We start from the raw sequence: 18,394 nt of genomic DNA, 5'->3' as shown, positions 1-18,394 counted from the left end.
GCCGCTGGCCAGCCCGACGCGGGCGCTACCCTTTGCCTCATGACGAGCCCGGAACACCGCCGCCCCGGCTCCGGCCGGCGTGTGCATCGTGACCGGCACGGGCGCGGCCTGCGCGGACGGCTGGTGCCGGCCACCGTGCCGCTGGCGCGGACCAAGGCCGAGGTCTTCGACGACCTGGTCCTGGACACCGTGGAGACGCTGGAGCGTCGGTTCGCCAAGGAGCTGGCCGGGGTCGAGTTCGCGGTGGAGGACGTCCCGCCGGACCTGAACGTGTACGACTCGGATGTGCTGGAGGACGGCGAGGTCCCGTTGGCCCGGCTGCTGCCCGGCCGGCCGGGCCGGCAGGAGGTGCCGCCGCGGATCGTGCTGTACCGGCGGCCCCTGGAGTTCCGGGCGATGGACCGTGAGGACCTCGCCGATCTCGTCCATGACGTGATCATCGAACAGGTGGCGAACCTTCTCGGGGTAGACCCGGACGAGCTCGCCTGAGCCAACCCCCGAGCAGACCCAACCCCCGAGCCGGACCCACCCCCCCGAGCGGAGAGTCGGGCGGCCCCCACCGCCTCGACCTCACACCACCCGGGCAGCCCCCCGCCCAGACCTGGCACCGCTCAGGCGGCCCCCCGCCTCGATCTCACACCGCTCAGGCGGCCCGTCGCTTCAACTTGCGCCGCTCCCGCTCGGAGAGCCCTCCCCAGATGCCGAACCGCTCGTCGTGCCCCAGAGCGTATTCGAGGCACTCGGTCTTGACCTCGCAACGCGAACAGATCCGCTTCGCCTCGCGGGTCGAGCCGCCCTTCTCGGGAAAGAACGCCTCGGGGTCGGTCTGCGAGCACAACGCCCGCTCCTGCCACTCCGGCGCGTTTCCGAGCAGGTCGGCCACCTCAAGCTGGCCGTCCATCAAATGCCTCCTTGTCGCGCACCGGCGTCATCGCCGCTGCAACCCCCCACGCGAAAGGCGTGCTTGTCCGTCCGGTCCCGTTTTGTTGCGTTCCGTGCGAACAACCCCATTCAAATTACACGCGTGTAATGCGTGCGCCGTCAAGCCAAACTTGATAATGGAGTCGCCCTCCCGACACCCCCGGCCGGCCACTCGGGCCGTCCAGCCTCGCAACCTGCCCTATCGATTCAGACCCCGGCCGAGTAACGCCCTTCCCGGCGAGTTGCCCGACTTTTCTGCCGTGGCGCTTCCCCGACGAGTCGCCGACCGGACGGCACCAGAGACCTCCACCCCTAAGCTGATCTTGGTGGGGGACAGGTTAACGCGGCGCGGCGCAGACTGCCCGTCGAGCTGCGGACAGCACTCGCGCCCCGTCCACATCGTGGACGGGGCGCGAGGGTGAAACCGATGCGTCGAGGTCAGCCGGCGGCCCCAAAACCGCTGCTGGGCCAGGCGAACTCGGCTATCGCTCCACCATGGACAGAAATCGTGCCGGCGGGCGTACGATCGTCCCACCAGACGGTATAGATCCCGCTCGGCAGATCGGGATAGAGCGCACTGTGGAACGAGCCGTCCCGCACCCGACGTTCGCGTACCGCCGAGTGGACGCGCCGGTCATCCTCGCGACTGATCTCGATCTCCCGGCCGTGCAGATCCCGACCCGTGTAGACGATCAGGGCACCGGTGTCGCCGCCCAGGTCGAGGACGACGCTCCCGGTCTCCGACGGCCCGTACGCGTGCTCGTGCATCCGCTCGCCCCCGCGCCGATCAGGACGCCGCCGGCGGGTTGTTGAACCCGTCGTACGGCGTACCCAGGTAGGGGAAGTTTCCGAGGAACGGCGCGGTCACGTCGGCGGCGCTCAGCCCCGGGGTGACAGCAGCCGCCGCCGCGTCCGGTCGGAACGTCTTGTCCACCAGCGGGACGGTGACCCCGGCGATGGCCCGCAACGCGATGCTTACCACGTCGTCGCCGACACGCCTCCCGTTCGGGAACCCGGCCAGGTCGCCACCGAGCACCCCGAACCTGTCCGGACGCTTCGACGGCGGGATCGCGGTGTTCAGTCGCAGCATGTCGGCCTGCACCTCGCCGGTGGCGTTGGTGAAGCCGTCGATCAGCCCGGACGGCACGCCGGTGAGCAGGATCGCCACCAGGTCTGCTCGGGCCTTCTTCGCCTTGGTGAGCTTGTCCAGGTTGGGGAAGACGTCCGGGTAGAGCGCCGGGAGCAACGCCGCCAACTCCGGCTGCTCGACGAACTGGGCGAACCGCTTGTCCTCCGACGGCGGCAGCGAGTTCCACAGGTCCTTCTTGGACATCGGCACGATGACCTCGTTGAACAGCGGGTTGCCCAACCGCGAGACCTGGGTGAACGGGCCGGTGGAGGTGTCCGCCCCGCCCCGGTCGCCGAGCACCCGCACCTGCCGGCGCGACGCCGACGTCCACACCCCGATCACCGATGCCCGGTCGGCGGCACCGTACCGGTTGGCGCGCCGACGCACCCGATCCAGCGGCACCTGCACCGCGATGCTGTGCACGTTCATCCGGTCGGTGGCGTTGACCGGCTCCCCCTCGGCCTTGAAGATTTTCTTCCCGGCGACGTGCAGTTGCTGGAACGGCCGCAACGTGCCGAGGTCGAAGATCGCCCCGAGGTCGACGAAGAACCCGTCGGCGCGCTGCCCCGCGAAGACCCGCTCCCCCGTGGAGAGCGAGTAGGTGGCCTGCCGCACCAGGTCCGCGTACTTCGGGGTGGACAGCGGGCCGACGTTGCACGGCGGGCACTGCAGCTTGTGCGCCAGCCGGTGCTCGCGGCCGTCGGCCACCCGGGTCAGGCTGTAGAACTGCCGCCGGTTCCAGTTCTCGCTGTCCAGCGAGTCGATCGGGCCGGTGTTGTAGAGAAAACTGTTCGGATTGGTGGTCTCGGTGGTGAATTCGAACCGGTAGGTGACATCCGGACGACCGTCGCCGTCGTTGTCGATATGGATCTCGTACCGCACGTCGTCACCGAACTCGAAGAAGTTCGGGCCCCCGGAAGGGAGCTGCAACGGCACGTAGTTGGCGATCAACGTGACCGTATCGCGTTTGTCGGGGCTGACGAACGCGTACAGGTCGGAGCTGTCGGCGACCGGATCCTTGGCTATCTCCGGGGCCTCGCGGTGGGAAGACATGACGGACCAACCTCACTGGGCGGGGACAGGATGGCGGGGCGAACGGTCGGGTCAGCGCCGGGCGGCGCGCCGCAGCCGATCCGCCAGGCCGCGGTCGCGTACCTCGATCCGCGTCTCACCGACGAAGACGTCCATCGTTCCGGAGTCGGCGTCACGCAGGTGCACGACGATCGGTTCGTCGGCTCGACCGGCCGCGCCGGGGGCGTTCTGCGCGGCCGACAGGCCCGGCACGGTGAGCGCGGCGGCGCCGAGGGTGGCGCTGGCCGCGGCGGTCAACGTCTGCCGGCGGGTCAGTCGCGGCCACTGCCGCTTCCGCTGATCACTGGTCATGGGCAACCTTTCCGGCGGTGGCGCGAGCGCGCCCGCGGAGACGGAGGGTCCGGTGCCGTCTCGCGACGCCGCCGGGCCCCTGAGGGGACACCGGCGGCGGTCCTCGCCACGACCGCCGCCGGCACCGCGTGGTACGGCCGGTGGCGGGGAAAGGTTCGACGTCAGGGGCGGGCGTGACCGTACGCAGTCGACCGCTTGCGCGCCGGACGACCGGCGGCCTTCGCGATGGCACGCAACTGCTCCTCGGTACGCGCCGACCCGTTGTCGGAGCCGGCCATCCGGGAGATCGTCTCCTCCATCAGCGTGCCGCCGAGGTCGTTGCAGCCACCCTGGAGCATCGCGACAGTGCCCTCGTCACCGAGCTTCACCCAGGAGCACTGGATGTTGTCGATCCGGCCGTGCAGCAGCAACCGGGACATCGCGTGCACCACCCGGTTCTCCCGCCAGGTCGGCCCGGGTCGGGCGATACCCGCCAGATAGATCGGCGCATTGGTGTGCACGAACGGCAGTGCCACGAACTCGGTGAACCCGCCGGTGCGGTCCTGCACCCCGGCCAACACCCGGAAGTGCGCCAGCCACTGCCCGGGGTGGTCGACGTGGCCGTACATCATGGTGGAGCTGGACCGGATGCCCAGCTCGTGGGCGGTGCTGACCACCTCGACCCAGGCGGAGGCCGGCAGTTTGCCCTTGGTCAGCACCCAGCGCACGTCGTCGTCGAGGATCTCGGCGGCGGTGCCCGGGATGGTGTCCAGCCCGGCCTCGCGCAGTTGGAGCAGCCACTCACGGATCGGCACCCCGGCCTTCGCGGCGGCGGTGACGATCTCCATGGGCGAGAACGCGTGCACGTGCATCTCGGGCACCCGGGCCTTGATGGCGCGCACGATGTCGGCGTACCCGGTGACCGGCATCTTCGGGTCGATGCCGCCCTGGAGGCACACCTCGCTGGCACCGACCGCCCACGCCTGCTCGGCCCGGTCGGCGACCTGCTCGACCGAGAGCCGGTACGCGTCGGCGTCCCGCTCACGCTGGGCGAACGCGCAGAAACGGCAGCCCACGTAGCAGACATTACTGAAGTTGATGTTGCGATTGACCACGTAGGTGACGTCGTCGCCGACCGCCGCGCGGCGCACATCGTCGGCGAGCCGGCACAGCTCGTCGAGCGCCGGCCCGTCCGCGCCGAACAGCGCCAGCGCAGCATCGCTGTGCCGGGGGTCGAGCAGCGCCGCCGGGTCGTCGGCGGCGAGCCGCAACCCGGCCGCCAGGTCACGGTCCGCACCACTCCCGGCCGACACCGGGGGTACGCCCGCCCGGCGCGCGGTCGCCTCCGGGGTGACCTTGCCGGCAACCTCCGCCCAGTCGCCGTAGACGCTGTCGAAGTCGCCGCGCCGGTCGTCGGTGCGGCCGGTGGTGTCGATGGTGGCGTGCAGGTCGACCCGCCCGCCGAACACCTCCTCCGGCTCCTGCCAGGGCCGCCCCTGCGGCATCGCCGACTCGACCGCCATGCCCGTCGCCGGGTCGGCCAGGGCACCGACGTGCGGCAACAGCCGCGGGTCGAGCCACGGGTCGCCCGCGCGCACGTACTCCGGGTAGATCGTCAACCGCTCCCGCAGCGTGAACCCGGCCAGCTCGGTGTGCCGGGCCAACTCCTCGATCTGCGGCCAGGGACGCTCCGGGTTGACGTGGTCGGGGGTGAGCGGGGAGACGCCGCCCCAGTCGTCGATGCCGGCACGCAGCAGCAGGTCGTACTCGCCGGCGATGAGATTCGGCGGAGCCTGGATCCGGGCCTTCGGGCCGAGCAGCAGCCGGGCCACCGCCACCGTGGCGGCCAGGTCGTGCAACTCCGCGTCGGGCATGCCGCGCATCGCCGTGTCCGGCTTGGCGCGGAAGTTCTGCACGATCACCTCCTGGAGGTGGCCGTACTCCCGGTCGGCGCGGCGGATCGCGAACAGCGCGTCCACCCGCTCCGCCGGGGTCTCCCCGATGCCGATCAGGATGCCTGTGGTGAACGGCACCCCGACCCGGCCCGCGTCCTCCAGCACCCGCAACCGGACCGCCGGTTCCTTGTCCGGTGAGCCGAAGTGCGGGCCACCCGGCTCGGACCAGAGCCGGGTAGCGGTCGTCTCCAGCATCATGCCCATGCTCGGCGCGACCGGCTTGAGCCGTTGCAGCTCCGACCAGGACAGCACCCCGGGGTTGAGGTGCGGCAGCAGACCGGTCTCCTCCAGCACCGCAACCGCACAGGCACGCAGGTAGTCCAGAGTCGAGTCGTAACCGCGTTCGTCCAACCAGGTCCGGGCCGCTGGCCAGCGTTCCTCCGGCCGGTCGCCCAGGGTGAACAGCGCCTCCTTGCACCCCTGCGCGGCGCCGGCCCGGGCGATGGCCAGCACCTCGTCGCGGTCCAGGAACGGCGCCGGCAACCGGTGCGGCACGGTCGCGAAGGTGCAGTAGTGGCAGCGGTCCCGGCAGAGCCGGGTCAGCGGAATGAAGACCTTCTTGGAGTACGTGACCACACCCGGCCGCCCGGCGTCCCGCAACCCGGCGTCGCGGATCCCACCGGCCAGCCGGAGCAGCTCGTCGAGCGCGTCTCCCCGAGCGGACAGCAGCGCGGTCGCTTCGTCGACATCCAGCGCCCGCCCGTTCGCGGCCCGGCCCAGGGCCCGCCGGACGCTCGCATCGCTCGGGCCGGATTGGGTGCGATCAACCATCCACTCACCCTATGCGCAGTGCGACGCCACCCGACCAGTCCCAGCCCGCAGCGTGGGAAACGGCACCCCCTGGCCCCACCCCCACCCCTCCCGGCAGCGCCGCCCGGCCGCCCTCCCGGTTGATCATGAAGTTATTGCCGCGACACGTCGCGTGATCGAGCAATAACTTCATGATCGACGAGGGTCGGTGGGGGTTGCGGGGTTGGCGGACTCAGCGGGGCTGGTCCGGGTGGTCGTTGGGCTTGATGTGTTGGGTCCGGTCGGTGTCCGGGTCAGTCGGCTGGGAGATGACCTCGGTCGGGTCGGCGGACTGGCGCGGGATGGCCTGGGTGGGGTCGGCCGACGGCGGCTGCCCGAACGGGGGCGCGGCCGGGGACGGCGGCGCCGCCTGGGAGGCAGGGTTCGCCGGGGGCGCGGACTGCGGGAACGGCGGCGCGGACGGCGGTGCCTGGAACGGCGGCGCGGACTGCGGGTGCGGCGGCCCGGACTGCGGGTGCGGCGGGGCCGACTGCGGGGCCTGGAACGGCGGCGACGGCTGGCCGTACTGGCCGGCCTGCGGGTAGCCGCCCGGCTGACCGGCCTGCGGGTAACCACCGGGCTGACCCGCCTGCGGGTAGCCGCCCGGCTGACCAGGGGCGGGCCATCCGCCCTGCGGCTGACCGCCGGGCTGACCCGGAGCCGGCCAACCGCCCTGCTGCTGCGGCCAGCCCGCTTGCGGCTGGCCGTAGACACCGGGCTGGGGCTTGGGTCGCGGCACGTAGTAGTGGGCGCGCCAGATGGTGTAGACCACCCAGGCGGCGATGGCGAAGATCACCATCCAGGCGAACCGGGTGAGTACGCCGAGCAGCGCGTCGAGCACCTCGGCCTCGGCCAGCCGGCCCACCGTCCAGATCAGCATGGTCAGCGTGCCGAACACGGCGCTGACCGCGTACTCGATGAGCGCTGCCTGGGTGATCAGCTTCGCCTTCGCCACCACCGGTGAGATGTGCGTGGCCAGCAGCACCGCCAGCAGCGGGAGACCCACCGCCTCCACCCCGACGAACGCGTAGAAGGCGCTGCCCGCGCGGTCGGTGAAGGAGCTGTAGTCGTTCGGGACGATGAACCGGAGCAGGCCCACGAAGAGGAACACCGCGTTGGCACCGAGCAGCGCGAGCGCGGCGAGCTCCCGTAGTGGCTTGGTCAGCTGGCGGGCCTGCGTCGCGTCAGCGGACGCGGGCTCGGCGGGGCTGGTCACGAGTTCCCCCTCGGGGCATGAACGGACAGGGCGCACGTGAGCCTAGTCTCGCGGGCCACCCACGGATCGGAGGCGTCACGTGCGCGAGGATGGTCGACATGCGCATCGTGGTTCTGGCCGGCGGCATCGGCGGCGCCCGGTTCCTGCTCGGGGTCCGGGCGTACGCCCGTGACGTCGGCGCGGAGGTGACCGCCGTGGTCAACGTCGGCGACGACCTGTGGTTACACGGGTTGAAGATCTGCCCCGACCTGGACAGCGTCATGTACACCCTCGGTGGGGGCGCCGACCCGGAACGGGGCTGGGGTCGGGTCGGCGAGAGCTGGACGGTCAAGCAGGAGCTGGCCGCGTACGGGGCACAGCCGACCTGGTTCGGCCTCGGCGACAAGGACATCGCCACCCACCTGGTCCGCAGCACCATGCTCAACGGCGGTTACCCGTTGAGCGCGGTCACCGAGGCGCTGGCCAGCCGCTGGGAGCCGGGCGTACGCCTGTTGCCGGCGACGGACGACCGCCTGGAGACCCATGCCGTGGTGGAGGACGACCAGGGTCAGCGGGCGATCCACTTCCAGGAGTGGTGGGTGCGGTACCGGGCCGACATTCCCACGCACCGTTTCGTGTTCGTCGGCGCGGAGACGGCGAAGCCGGCACCCGGGGTGCTGGACGCGATCGCCTCGGCCGATCTGGTGCTTGTCGCGCCGAGCAACCCGGTGGTGAGCGTCGCGCCGGTGCTGGCCGTACCCGGGCTGCGTGCGGCCGTGGTGGACGGCCCGGCGCCGGTGGTGGGTGTCTCCCCGATCATCGGCGGCGCGCCGGTGCGGGGGATGGCCGACCGTTGTCTCGCCGTGCTCGGTGTGGAGTGCAGCGCGGCGGGGGTGGGTCGGCTCTACGGCGGCCGGGCGAGCGGTGGCCTGCTCGACGGTTGGTTGGTGGCCGAGGAGGACGCGGGCACGGTGGTGCCCGAGGTGACGGTCCGCGCGGTGCCGCTGCGGATGACCGACGAGGCGGCGACGGCGGCCATGGTCCGCGCCGCGGTGGAGTTGACGTGAGGCTGGAGATTCTGCCGGTGCTCGGCATCGGCCACGTGACCGAGGGCGACGACCTGGCCGCGGTGATCGCGACCGCCGCGCCGTGGCTGCGCAACGGTGACGTGCTGGTGGTGACCAGCAAGATCGTTTCCAAGGCGGAGGGGCGGCTGGTCGACGTGCCGGCGGACGGGCCGGAACGGCTGGCCGCACGGGACGAGGTCCTGGCCGGTGAGACCGCCCGGGTGGTCGCCAGCCGGGGGGCGACCCGGATCGTGCAGACCCACCACGGCTTCGTGATGGCCTCGGCGGGGATCGACGCGTCGAACGTGGACAAGACCCAACTGGTGCTGCTGCCGGTCGACCCGGACGCCTCGGCGCGGGCTCTACGGGACGCGCTGCGGGAGCGCTACGACCTGGACCTTGCCGTGATCATCAGCGACACGATGGGCCGGCCCTGGCGCAACGGGCTCACCGACGTGGCGCTCGGCGTGGCCGGGATGCCGGCCATCCGCGACCACCGGGGCGAGGTCGACCCGTACGGCAACGAGTTGCAGTTGACCCAGATGGCCGTGGTGGACGAGCTGGCGGGCGCCGGCGAGCTGATCAAGGGCAAGTGCGACCAGGTTCCCGTCGCGGTGGTGCGGGGCTACCTGCCCGCCACCGACTCGGACGATGTCGGTGGCGCTCGGGCGCTGATCCGCGACGCGGCACAGGACCTGTTCTCGCTGGGCACCGCCGAGGCCCGCGCCGCCGGGCTGTCCGAGGCCGCCACCCTGGCCGACGGTCCGGGCCCGACGCCGGCCGACGTGGCCGCGGTGCAGCGGGCGATCGACGCGGTCGCCGGGGTGGTCGCGCCCGGCACGGTCTTCACAGTGGTCGACGAGGCCGAGGTACGCGCCGGTCTGGTCGCCGAGATGCCCGGGTGGCCGGACGGCGCCACCCTGCTGCTCGGCTCGGCCCCGACGCCCGTCGAGCCGATCGGTCTGGTCCGCTTCGGCGCCGACCTGCACCGGTTGCGCGTCGCCCTGGCCGCCGAGGGCGTCGGGTCGACCCTGTTGCCGCCCCCGCCCGGCAGCCCGGCGAGCGCCGCGCTCGCCCTGTAGCGCCGCCCTCTGCCTGTGCGAACGGCCGGGTCACGCGTCCAGCATGGCCCGGCCCAGCGGGGTCAGCGTGTGCAGCACACTGTTGCGTTCGCGGTGGCTGACCAGCAGGCCAGCGTTGCGCAGCACGGTGGCGTGCTGGCTCGCCGCCGCCGGTGAGATGTTGAGCTGGCGGGCGACCTCGCCGGTGGTGCAGCCCTCGTCGCTGGCCTGCAACACCGCCGCCCTGGTGCGTCCCAGCAGCGCGGCGAGTGAGTCGCGGGCAGCACCGGACGCGGACGCACCGCCGGCGTCGGCCGCCACCAGCCCGCCCAGCCGGTCCACCGGGTAGACCAGCACCGGTGGCAGCGCCGGGTCGAGCAGTGCGACCGGGGTGGCCGCGCAGAAGAACGACGGCACGAGCAGCAGCCCACGGCCGTCCAGGTGCAGCTCCCGGCTGTGCGGGTAGCTGCGGACCTCCAGCACCCCGCTCTCCCAGCGCATCGCCGGCCGGAGGCTGGTGAGCAGGCCCTCGACACCGCCGTCGAGCAGGGCCCGCGCCCGCCGCGCGCGGTCCGCCGCCACCGCGGCCTGGATCCGGCTCCAGTACGGGCTGATGGCCAGCGACCGGTACTGCTCCATCGACTCGGCCAGGTGGTGCAGTGCCGACGTCTCGCCCCGGGCCAGCGCGGCGGCCGAGGAGGGCAGCTGAGTCTCGGCGGCCAGCACGCTCAGGTCGCGGTGCAGCAGCTCGGCGGGCGTGCGGCGGAGCGCGTCCAGCCCGGCCTCGAAGCCCTCGACGCTGGCGTACGGGGTGAGGAAGTCGGGAAAGTAACCACGCGGCGGGTTCAACGCGAAGAGCAGACGGAGCTGCTCGGAGGCGGCGTCCTGGCGCAGATCCCGGGCCACGCTGCGCCGCCAGTTGGCCGTCAGCGGATCGCGGGTGCGGCCGCGCAGCACGTGCAGGCTGAGGACCAGCTCCCAGACCGGGTCCGCCGCCGGCGCCACCCGGGTCCGGAGGATGTCCTCCCCAGAAAAGTGGATCTTCAGCATGGAGCGCTCCCGTGTCGCCGGCAGGGGGATGCCGGATGACCGTTCGACTCTACCTGGCCGGCAGTAATCTCCATCTTTAAGCCTGGACTGAAAAACCTCGACGCCTCCGGGGCCGGTTCGGCATGCTTCCAATGCCCGAACACGGCGCCGCGCGTCCTCGACGCCCGCGCTAACGGGGCACCGGGACCGGGGAGGCCCCGGTGATCGGACGGCACCACGAGGGTCTGCGGCCCTTGCTCCGCAGAGGTGCCGTCCGGTCATCCCGCCCCCGCTCAACCAACCCACAGCGCGACACGGTGGTCCTCGTCCGTGACGTAGAACGGTCGCCCGTCCAGCTCGGCCACCCCCTCGACGTGGTGAAACGGCGCCAGGTCCGCCACCTCCTCCCCGACGATCCGGCGCGAGTCGCCCGCCTCCGCACCGGGAAACCGGAAGCGGACGTGTCGGGAGGTGACCTCACCCCCACCCGGATGGTCGTCGAGCAGGACCGACCCCTTGCCCAGCGCGTCGATCGAGCCGACCACTGCCGCGTACCCGCCGTCCACCGTCGGGGTGATCGCGCGGAAGCCGGTCAGCTGCCCCGGCGGGGTCACCCCGGTCAACACGTACGCCCCCAACGCCCGCGGCCACGCCGGGTCGGCCGTGAACATGCCCGGCACACCTGCCACCTCGACCAGGATCGGCTCACCGGCGTCGGTGACCGGGAAACGCAGCCCGAGCAGCACCGTCCCGGCCGGGGTGAAGGCCGCCGCCTCTACGTTCAACGGCAGGTCGTCCGGGGCCAGCCGGCTCACCCAGCTCTTCTCCCGGACGGTCCCCCGCGCCAGCGTCTCCACGATGAACCGTTGCCGCACCCGCTCCCCCGCTGGCAGGAGGGTCAACGGCGACGCGGCGAGGGCGTCGTTCACCGCCCGGTGCAGCCGGAACGAGTTGCGCACCACGTGCACCGGCACCGGCCCGGCCGCCGCGTCGTCCTCGCGGAACCGGGCCACGAAGGCGCGCCGAGGCCGCAGCGGGCCAGCCTTCGAGCCGAAGTGGGAGCCGAAGACGTATACCCAGCCGTCGTGGTGGGCGAGCGCCTCACCATCCTCGGTCCGCCCGTTCTCCACACCGGCATCCGCCCGCACGTGCCGGGCCGTCCACTCGCCGTCCTCGCGCTCCAGCAGCAGCGCGAGGCAGCGCTCCACCGGCCCCTCGTCCAGCACCGTCCAGAAGCCCCGCCGGGCGCCGTACGCGCGCAGCAGCGCCGCCGACCGCACCGGCAACAGATCACTGGCCTCGTTACCGGCCACCACGAATTCGACGAGTCGCAGGGTCACCGCGCCAGCGTACGGAGCACACGCTCGTACAGTGGCGGGGTGCCCGACACCGTGATCACCGGCCCGACCGCCCCGCCCACCGACCCCGAGACGTACGCGGCGCTGCACGCCGACGCCACCGCGTTGCTGGAGGGCTGGCAGCCGACCAGCCCGGACGCGGCCAGCGCGCGGGACCGCACCCTGGCGCTGCTCGCCGCCGGCCCGGTCGCGATGAGCCGGCAGCACCGGCCCGGGCACGTCACCGCCAGCGCGCTGGTGCTGGACTCCACCGGCTCCCGGGTGCTGCTCTGCCTGCACGGCAAGTTCGGGCGTTGGGTGCAGCTCGGCGGGCACTGCGAGCCCAGCGACCAGACCCTGGTCGCCGCCGCGCTCCGCGAGGCCACCGAGGAGTCCGGGATCGCCGGCCTGCGCATCGACCCGGTGCCGATCGACGTGGACGTGCACCAGGTGCAGTGTCAGGGCGGCTCGGCGCACCACGACGTCCGGTTCGCCGTGCTCGCCCCGCCCGCGGCGGTGGAGCAGGTCAGCGACGAGGCCGAGGAGCTGGGCTGGTTCCCACCGGACCAGCTGCCCGAGCCGCTGGCCGGCGGGACCGTTCAACTGGTCGCACCGGCCCTCGCCGCCCTCAGACGTAGCCCTCTTCGCCTCGCTCCTTGAGCTCGTCGACCAGGGCCTTGACGTCCTGCGCCCGGTCGCGCGGGCAGACCAGCACCGCGTCCGGGGTGTCCACCACGATCAGGTCGCGCAGACCGAGGACGGCCACCAACCGACCCGACTGCGGCACGACCACGAGGTTGCTGCTGTCCCGCAGCAGCACGCCCGGCTTGGCCTCCGTGCCGAGCACCACGTTGCCCGCCTCGTCGGCCGGCAGCACGTCGCCCAGGGTGTGGAAGTCGCCGACGTCGTTCCAGCCGAAGTCGCCCGGCACCGTCGCGACTCGGCCCGCGGTGGCCGCGCCCTCCATCACCGCGTAGTCGACGGAGATCTTCGGCAGGGTCGGCCAGATCGCGCCCAGGACCTCGTCCTGCTCCGGGGTGCCCCAGGCGGCGGCGATCGCGGCGACGCCGGCGTGTAGCGCCGGCTGCTGGCGGGCCAGCTCGGCGAGGAAGACGTCCACCCGCCACACGAACATGCTCGCGTTCCACAGGTGCCGGCCCGAGTGGACGTACGCCTCGGCGACCTCGGCGGCCGGCTTCTCCTTGAACTCGGCCACCGGTCGCCACGGCACACCCTCGGTCGGATCGCCGGTCTCCAGGTAGCCGTAGCCGGTCTCCGGGCGGGTCGGGGTGATGCCGACGGTCATCAGCATGCCCTGCTCGGCTCCGCGGACCGCCTCCTGCACGGTGCAGACCCAGCTGTCCGGGTCGCGGATCAGGTGGTCGGCCGCGAAGCTGCCCATCACCGCGTTCGGGTCGCGCGTCGCGATCACCGCGGCGGCCAACGCGATCGCCGCGCAGGAGTCCCGGGGAGAGGGCTCGACCAGGATGTTCTCCTCCGGCAGCACGGTCAGCTGCCGCGCCACCGCCGTGACGTGCGCGGCGCCGGTGACCACAAGGGTCCGATCCGGTGTGGTCAGCGGCGCGAGCCGTTCCACGGTCGCCTGGAGCAGCGAGGCGCTGGTGCCGGTCAGCGGGTGAAGGAACTTGGGATGGCCAGCGCGGGACAACGGCCACAACCTTGTGCCGCTGCCACCTGCCGGAATGACCGCATAGAGCATCCGCACATCATGCCCGACGAACCTGCCCGAAGTGGCACGGGTCACCGGCAGCGGCGCGGAGGATCAGGAGCGGGCGCGACTCCACGCGGCGATGTGCACCTCGGCACTGGACTCCCAGGTGAACTCCTTGGCCCGGTCGAACCCCGCCTTCGCCAACGACAACCGCCGCTGCTCGTCGTCGAGCAGGGCGGCCAGGTCGGTAGCGATCTGCTCCGGGTCCTCCGAGGTGTACGCGACCGCGTCGCCGCCCACCTCGGGCAGCGAGAGCCGGGGGGTGGTCAGCACCGGGGCGGCGCACGCCATCGCCTCCAGGATCGGCAGCCCGAACCCCTCGCCGTAGGACGGGTACGCGGCGACCAGGGCGCCCCCGAGGAAGCCCGGCAGGTCCGCGTAGCGCAGGTAGCCAGGGCGCAGCAGACGCAGGTGCGACGGAACCTCGGCCACCGCCCGGTCGATGTCCTCGTCGTGCCCCTGCCCACCGGCGATCACCAGGGCCGGCGGGTCGACCCGGTCAGCCACCGCCCGCGCCCACCCACGGATCAGGTTGGGCACGTTCTTGCGTGGCTCCTTGGCGCCGAGGAAGGCGACGTAGCTGCTGTTGCCCAGACCCAGACGCGCGCGTACGCGGGCCTTCTCCTCCTCGCTCGGGGCGTGGAAGGCAGCCTGGTCGACACCGTGGTAGGCCACGTCGATGCGCGTCGGGTCGGCGTCGAGCAGCCGGATCAGCTCGTCGCGGGTGGCCTTGCTGGGCACGATCACGCGGTTGGCGCGGCGCATCGAGGTCTTGATGGCGCTGCGGAAGAACGTGCGGCGGGACTTGTCGTAATGCTCCGGCTCGGTGAAGAACGTCGCGTCGTGCACGGTGACCGTGACCGGACACCCGGCCCGCAGCGGGCAGGTGTAGAAGGGCGAGTGCAGCACCTGCGCGCCCACCTGCTGGGCGAGCAGCGGCAGGCCGGTCTGCTCCCAGGCGAGCCGGGCCGGGCGGTGCGCCACGGCGGCCGGGGCGGGAATGATCTCCGCGCCGGGCAGCATGCGGGTGTAACGCTCCAGATCGGTGCGGAGACTGACCACCGCCAGCTCCACCCCCGACCCGCACACCTTGCCGAGGGCACCGAGTAGACCGTCAACGTATCGACCGACACCACCACGGTCGGCGGGGACACTCGTGGCGTCGATGAGCACGCGGGGCGGGCGACCGGCGGTCACGGGGCGACTCCTTGTAATGGCGGGTCTGTGGGGAACAACACTCCGGGGGTCAAGCCTACGCCGGGGCGCGGGGCCGACGCTGACTGCGACCCGACGGTACGCCGACTTGTCATCGTCATCGAGTACGGCCCGCAGGGGCGTATCGTTCGCGCCGATGGCCGACAACATTGCCCGGGTGTTCGCTGACGCGATCGCGACCGACCCGACCCGACCGCTGCTCACCTGGTACGACGACGCCACCGGTGACCGCTCCGAACTCTCCGGCGTCACCCTGGCGAACTGGGTGGCGAAGACCGCCAACCTTCTGGTCGACGAGGTCGGCCTCGCGCCGGGCACCCCGGCCGGGGTGCTGCTGCCGCCACACTGGCAGACCGCGGCGGTGCTGCTGGGCTGCTGGTCGGCCAAGCTGAGCGTGGTCGACACACCGGGCGACGTGGGGGTGCTCTTCGCCGCCGCCGACCGGTTCGACGAGGCGCAGTCCTGGTCCGCCGACGAGCGGTACGCCCTCGGGTTGGCCCCGCTCGCCGCCCCGCTACGGCAGGTGCCGCCCGGTTTCGCCGACTACGTCGTCGAGGTACGCGGCCACGGCGACCACTTCACGCCGCAATCGGGTCCGGGCCCCACCGACGCGCACCTGCTGGGCCGCGCCGAGGCCCGCGCCACCGAGTTGGGCATCGAGCCCGGCGCACGGGTCCTCATCGACGCCGCGCGGCACCCCGACCCGGTCGACTGGCTGCTGGCTCCCCTGACCCGGGCCGCCACCGTGGTCCTCTGCGCCAACCAGGACCCCGCCCGCCTGCCAGCCCGCCTGACCACAGAAAAAGTCACCCACCCCCTCCCCTAACCACCCCACCCCACCCCACCCCGCCGATCTTGCAGTTTCGGTTGTCGGGATGCGTTGAAATGCCCCTTAGGTCGGGACAGAAAGTGCAAGATCGCGAGGCGGGGCGGGGGTTAGGCGAGGGTTTTGTTTGGGGGGCGGCGTTGGGCCAGGGCGGCGAAGGCCGTTAGGGACTCGGGGTTGGCCAGGGCGCCCTTGGCCGCGGCCTGGTCGATCGGGGTACCGGTGAGGATCTTCTTGACCGGCACCTCCAGTTTCTTCGCCGAGAGGGTGCGGGGCACCGAACGCACCTGGTGGATCTCGTCGGGCACGTGCCGGGGTGAGAGCGCCGTGCGCAGTTCGCGGCAGATCTTCGCGCGCATCGGGTCGTCCAACTCCAGACCCTCGGCCAGCACCACGAAGAGCAGCAGCTCACCGGCGCCGCCCTCGTCGTCCTCCAGGTGGACGACGACCGAGTCGAGCACCTCGTCGAGCCCTTCCACCACGGAGTAGAACTCGGCGGTGCCGAGTCGTACCCCGCCCCGGTTGAGGGTGGCGTCGGAGCGCCCGGTGATCACGCAGCCACCCCGCTCGTTGATGGTGATCCAGTCACCGTGCCGCCAGACGCCCGGGTAGACGTCGAAGTACGCCTCGGCGTAGCGGGTGCCGTCCGGGTCGTTCCAGAAGCCCACCGGCATGCTCGGCATCGGTTCGGTGATCACCAGCTCGCCCAGTTCGCCGATGACCGGCGTGCCGTCGGCGGAACGGGCCTCCACCTTGGCGCCCAACGCCCGGCAGGCGATCTCACCGGCGTACACCGGCAGCAGCGGCACCCCACCGACGAAACCGGTGCACACGTCGGTGCCACCGGAGAGCGACTGGAGCTGGAGGTGGTCGCCGACGGTCTCGTACACCCAGCGGAAGCCCTCGGCGGGCAGCGGCGCACCTGTGGAACCCACGCCGCGCAGGGCCGACAGGTCGGCGACGTCCCGGGGGACCAACCCGGCCTTGCGGCAGGCCAACAGGTACGGCGCGGAGGTGCCGAAGTACGTGGTGCCGGTCTCCGCCGCCAGCCGCCACAACCCGCCCAGGTCGGGGTGGGCCGGATTGCCGTCGAAGAGCACGATGGTCGCGCCCACCGCCGGGCCGGAGACCAGGAAGTTCCACATCATCCAGCCGGTGGTGGTGAACCAGAAGAACCGGTCGGCCGGGCCCAGGTCGTGGTGCAGGGCGAGCATCTTCAGGTGCTCCAGCAGGATGCCGCCGTGGCCGTGCACGATCGGCTTCGGCAGCCCGGTGGTGCCCGAGGAGTAGAGCACGTAGAGCGGGTGGTCGAACGGCACCGGCGTGAACGTCAACGGCTCGTCGGTGGGCGCGGCCAGCTCGGCCCAGCCCAGCGCGCCCTCGGGCACGGGGCCGGTCGGGTCGAGGTAGCCGATGCTGACGGTGTGGCGCAGCGACGGCAGGGCGGCCCGGATCGCGGCCACCTCGGCACGCCGGTCCACCGGCTTGTCGCCGTACCGGTAGCCGTCCACGGCGACCAGCACGGTCGGTTCGATCTGCAGCCAGCGGTCGGTGACGCTGCGGGTGCCGAACTCCGGCGCGCAGGACGAGAAGATCGCGCCGAGGCTGGCGGTGGCCAGCAGCAGGACGTAGGTCTCGGCGATGTTCGGGGCGTACGCCGCCACCCGGTCACCGGCGGTGACGCCGAGCCGTCGCAGCCCGGCCGACACCCGGCGGACCTGCTCGCGCAGCTCACCCGCGGTCAGCGTGACCGGCGGCCGGGTCTGCCCGTGGGAGATCACCACCGGGTCGTGGTCGGCCCGCCCCGGCATCCGCAGCACGTTCTCGGCGTAGTTGAGCGTGGCGTCCGGGAACCAACGGGCGCCGGGCATCCGCCGCTCGGCCAGGGTGGCGGTCGGTGGAGTGTGCGCGATCACCTCGAAGTGGTCCCAGACAGAGCGCCAGAACCCGTCCAGGTCGGTGGTGGACCAGCGCCACAGCGCGTCGTAGTCGGCGAAGTCCAACCCGCGGTGCTCCCGCAGCCAGCGCAGGTAGGCGCCGATCCGGGACCGCTCGCGTACGTCCGCCGGCGGCGCCCACAGCATGTCACCCACTGCTCCACCCTCCCCCTGGCCCGACACGACACTGTGACTGGGCCGTGGCGCCATCTTGCCCTACCTCGAAGCGCCATTCTGCGCACCGGGTCGGCCGACCGACGCGTGCCCGTCCCACACTCCACCCCGCCATCTCATGTGGGTCAGCCAGCGCGGTGGGCCTGGATGGCGCGGCGACGGGCGAGCCGGTGCGCTCGGCGGATCTCCGCCTCCTTGTACCGGCGCTCGTCCTCCGCCGTCTCCGGCAGCACCGGGCGAACCGCCCGCGGCGCCCCACCCACGTCCACACCGACGAACACCAGGTACGCGGTGGCGACCCGGACCGGCGCGTCCTCGGCCGAGTCCCACCGTTCGGCCACCACCCGCACGCCCACCTCCATCGAGGTCTGGCCGGTCCAGTTGACCTGGGCGTGCGCGTGCACGAGGTCGCCGACCCGGACCGCCTCGGAGAAGACGATCTCGTCGATGGCCGCGGTCACCGCGGTTCCGCCGCTGTGTCGGGCGGCAGCGGCCCCGGCCACGTCGTCGACGAACTTCATCAGAACCCCGCCGTGCACGGTGCCGTAGAGGTTCACGTCCACCGCGGTCATGATCTTGCTGAGAGTGACGCGCGAGTACGACGTCGGCTTGCCGTTCGGAGCGGCGGAGAGGTGCTCAGTCATGTCGAAAACGGTACGGTGCGC

Annotated in this window: 17 protein-coding genes; 5 read left to right on the top strand and 12 right to left on the bottom strand. The window is 72.2% G+C overall.

What is annotated here, in order from left to right; translation table 11 throughout:
- Positions 1 to 39: 39 nt before the first annotated feature.
- Entirely contained in the window at positions 40 to 489 is a 450-nt protein-coding gene (locus ACFYL6_RS03990; protein ID WP_091394113.1) for a metallopeptidase family protein, read from the top strand.
- Between the two features lie 154 nt (positions 490 to 643).
- On the opposite strand, the gene ACFYL6_RS03985 is transcribed toward ACFYL6_RS03990, so the two are convergent.
- The 6 genes from ACFYL6_RS03985 to ACFYL6_RS03960 all read right to left on the bottom strand — a co-directional run bounded on the left by ACFYL6_RS03985 (position 644) and on the right by ACFYL6_RS03960 (position 7,372).
- Positions 644 to 901 (bottom strand): WhiB family transcriptional regulator, encoded by a 258-nt coding sequence (locus tag ACFYL6_RS03985; protein ID WP_007455784.1) that lies wholly within the window; start codon positions 899 to 901, stop codon positions 644 to 646.
- Positions 902 to 1,359: 458 nt separating this feature from the next.
- Positions 1,360 to 1,689 carry a phospholipase gene (locus ACFYL6_RS03980; protein WP_387167100.1) on the bottom strand — a complete coding sequence of 110 codons (330 nt, stop codon included), beginning with the start codon at positions 1,687 to 1,689 and terminating at the stop codon, positions 1,360 to 1,362.
- Between the two features lie 19 nt (positions 1,690 to 1,708).
- Positions 1,709 to 3,103: a DUF4331 domain-containing protein gene (locus ACFYL6_RS03975; protein ID WP_387167098.1), complete on the bottom strand. Its 1,395-nt coding sequence runs from the start codon at positions 3,101 to 3,103 to the stop codon at positions 1,709 to 1,711.
- A gap of 51 nt (positions 3,104 to 3,154) precedes the next feature.
- On the bottom strand, positions 3,155 to 3,433 hold the full coding sequence (locus ACFYL6_RS03970) for a hypothetical protein (RefSeq protein WP_196921188.1): 279 nt from the start codon (positions 3,431 to 3,433) through the stop codon (positions 3,155 to 3,157).
- Positions 3,434 to 3,594: 161 nt separating this feature from the next.
- Positions 3,595 to 6,138: a bifunctional FO biosynthesis protein CofGH gene (locus ACFYL6_RS03965; protein WP_387167095.1), complete on the bottom strand. Its 2,544-nt coding sequence runs from the start codon at positions 6,136 to 6,138 to the stop codon at positions 3,595 to 3,597.
- Between the two features lie 211 nt (positions 6,139 to 6,349).
- Positions 6,350 to 7,372 carry a hypothetical protein gene (locus tag ACFYL6_RS03960; protein ID WP_387167092.1) on the bottom strand — a complete coding sequence of 341 codons (1,023 nt, stop codon included), beginning with the start codon at positions 7,370 to 7,372 and terminating at the stop codon, positions 6,350 to 6,352.
- 98 nt (positions 7,373 to 7,470) lie between these two features.
- On the opposite strand from ACFYL6_RS03960, the gene cofD reads away from it, so the two are divergent.
- Together cofD and ACFYL6_RS03950 are read left to right on the top strand one after the other, a co-directional pair.
- A complete protein-coding gene (gene cofD, locus ACFYL6_RS03955; protein ID WP_387167089.1) occupies positions 7,471 to 8,418 on the top strand; it encodes a 2-phospho-L-lactate transferase in 948 nt (315 codons plus the stop codon).
- On the top strand, positions 8,415 to 9,500 hold the full coding sequence (locus ACFYL6_RS03950) for a coenzyme F420-0:L-glutamate ligase (protein WP_387167086.1): 1,086 nt from the start codon (positions 8,415 to 8,417) through the stop codon (positions 9,498 to 9,500). The genes cofD and ACFYL6_RS03950 overlap by 4 nt, the downstream gene beginning before the upstream one ends.
- 30 nt (positions 9,501 to 9,530) lie before the next feature.
- Here ACFYL6_RS03950 and ACFYL6_RS03945 read toward each other — a convergent pair whose 3' ends face one another.
- Together ACFYL6_RS03945 and ACFYL6_RS03940 are read right to left on the bottom strand one after the other, a co-directional pair.
- On the bottom strand, positions 9,531 to 10,529 hold the full coding sequence (locus ACFYL6_RS03945; RefSeq protein ID WP_387167083.1) for an ArsR/SmtB family transcription factor: 999 nt from the start codon (positions 10,527 to 10,529) through the stop codon (positions 9,531 to 9,533).
- Between the two features lie 272 nt (positions 10,530 to 10,801).
- Entirely contained in the window at positions 10,802 to 11,848 is a 1,047-nt protein-coding gene (locus tag ACFYL6_RS03940) for a hypothetical protein (RefSeq protein ID WP_387167081.1), read from the bottom strand.
- Positions 11,849 to 11,887: 39 nt separating this feature from the next.
- Here ACFYL6_RS03940 and ACFYL6_RS03935 point away from each other — a divergent pair, with 39 nt between their 5' ends.
- Positions 11,888 to 12,505: an NUDIX hydrolase gene (locus ACFYL6_RS03935; RefSeq protein WP_387167078.1), complete on the top strand. Its 618-nt coding sequence runs from the start codon at positions 11,888 to 11,890 to the stop codon at positions 12,503 to 12,505.
- On the opposite strand, the gene ACFYL6_RS03930 is transcribed toward ACFYL6_RS03935, so the two are convergent.
- Positions 12,474 to 13,565 (bottom strand): mannose-1-phosphate guanylyltransferase, encoded by a 1,092-nt coding sequence (locus ACFYL6_RS03930; RefSeq protein ID WP_387167075.1) that lies wholly within the window; start codon positions 13,563 to 13,565, stop codon positions 12,474 to 12,476. The two genes, ACFYL6_RS03935 and ACFYL6_RS03930, sit on opposite strands and share 32 nt — an antisense overlap.
- A gap of 63 nt (positions 13,566 to 13,628) precedes the next feature.
- On the bottom strand, positions 13,629 to 14,774 hold the full coding sequence (locus ACFYL6_RS03925; protein WP_238657286.1) for a glycosyltransferase family 1 protein: 1,146 nt from the start codon (positions 14,772 to 14,774) through the stop codon (positions 13,629 to 13,631).
- 154 nt (positions 14,775 to 14,928) lie between these two features.
- Here ACFYL6_RS03925 and ACFYL6_RS03920 point away from each other — a divergent pair, with 154 nt between their 5' ends.
- Positions 14,929 to 15,618 (top strand): TIGR03089 family protein, encoded by a 690-nt coding sequence (locus tag ACFYL6_RS03920; RefSeq protein ID WP_387167071.1) that lies wholly within the window; start codon positions 14,929 to 14,931, stop codon positions 15,616 to 15,618.
- Between the two features lie 110 nt (positions 15,619 to 15,728).
- Here ACFYL6_RS03920 and ACFYL6_RS03915 read toward each other — a convergent pair whose 3' ends face one another.
- Both ACFYL6_RS03915 and ACFYL6_RS03910 read right to left on the bottom strand, forming a co-directional pair.
- Positions 15,729 to 17,711: an acetoacetate--CoA ligase gene (locus ACFYL6_RS03915; RefSeq protein ID WP_387167068.1), complete on the bottom strand. Its 1,983-nt coding sequence runs from the start codon at positions 17,709 to 17,711 to the stop codon at positions 15,729 to 15,731.
- Between the two features lie 143 nt (positions 17,712 to 17,854).
- A complete protein-coding gene (locus ACFYL6_RS03910) occupies positions 17,855 to 18,373 on the bottom strand; it encodes an acyl-CoA thioesterase (protein WP_030337966.1) in 519 nt (172 codons plus the stop codon).
- Positions 18,374 to 18,394: the final 21 nt, after the last annotated feature.

Source organism: Micromonospora sp. NPDC007208 (assembly GCF_042869175.1).
Classification (GTDB): domain Bacteria; phylum Actinomycetota; class Actinomycetes; order Mycobacteriales; family Micromonosporaceae; genus Micromonospora; species Micromonospora foliorum.
The sequence above is the reverse complement of the archived record's forward strand: the minus strand, read 5'-3'. Positions and strand labels throughout refer to the sequence as shown.

Bases quoted from the DNA above. Each gene is read 5' to 3' on its own strand.
- ACFYL6_RS03945 (WP_387167083.1), bottom strand. From the start codon at position 10,529: ATGCTGAAGATCCACTTTTCTGGGGAGGACATCCTCCGGACCCGGGTG.
- ACFYL6_RS03975 (WP_387167098.1), bottom strand. From the start codon at position 3,103: ATGTCTTCCCACCGCGAGGCCCCGGAGATAGCCAAGGATCCGGTCGCC.
- ACFYL6_RS03930 (WP_387167075.1), bottom strand. From the start codon at position 13,565: ATGCTCTATGCGGTCATTCCGGCAGGTGGCAGCGGCACAAGGTTGTGG.
- ACFYL6_RS03970 (WP_196921188.1), bottom strand. From the start codon at position 3,433: ATGACCAGTGATCAGCGGAAGCGGCAGTGGCCGCGACTGACCCGCCGG.
- ACFYL6_RS03980 (WP_387167100.1), bottom strand. From the start codon at position 1,689: ATGCACGAGCACGCGTACGGGCCGTCGGAGACCGGGAGCGTCGTCCTC.
- cofD (WP_387167089.1), top strand. From the start codon at position 7,471: ATGCGCATCGTGGTTCTGGCCGGCGGCATCGGCGGCGCCCGGTTCCTG.
- ACFYL6_RS03985 (WP_007455784.1), bottom strand. From the start codon at position 901: ATGGACGGCCAGCTTGAGGTGGCCGACCTGCTCGGAAACGCGCCGGAG.
- ACFYL6_RS03965 (WP_387167095.1), bottom strand. From the start codon at position 6,138: ATGGTTGATCGCACCCAATCCGGCCCGAGCGATGCGAGCGTCCGGCGG.
- ACFYL6_RS03910 (WP_030337966.1), bottom strand. From the start codon at position 18,373: ATGACTGAGCACCTCTCCGCCGCTCCGAACGGCAAGCCGACGTCGTAC.
- ACFYL6_RS03920 (WP_387167071.1), top strand. From the start codon at position 14,929: ATGGCCGACAACATTGCCCGGGTGTTCGCTGACGCGATCGCGACCGAC.
- ACFYL6_RS03990 (WP_091394113.1), top strand. From the start codon at position 40: ATGACGAGCCCGGAACACCGCCGCCCCGGCTCCGGCCGGCGTGTGCAT.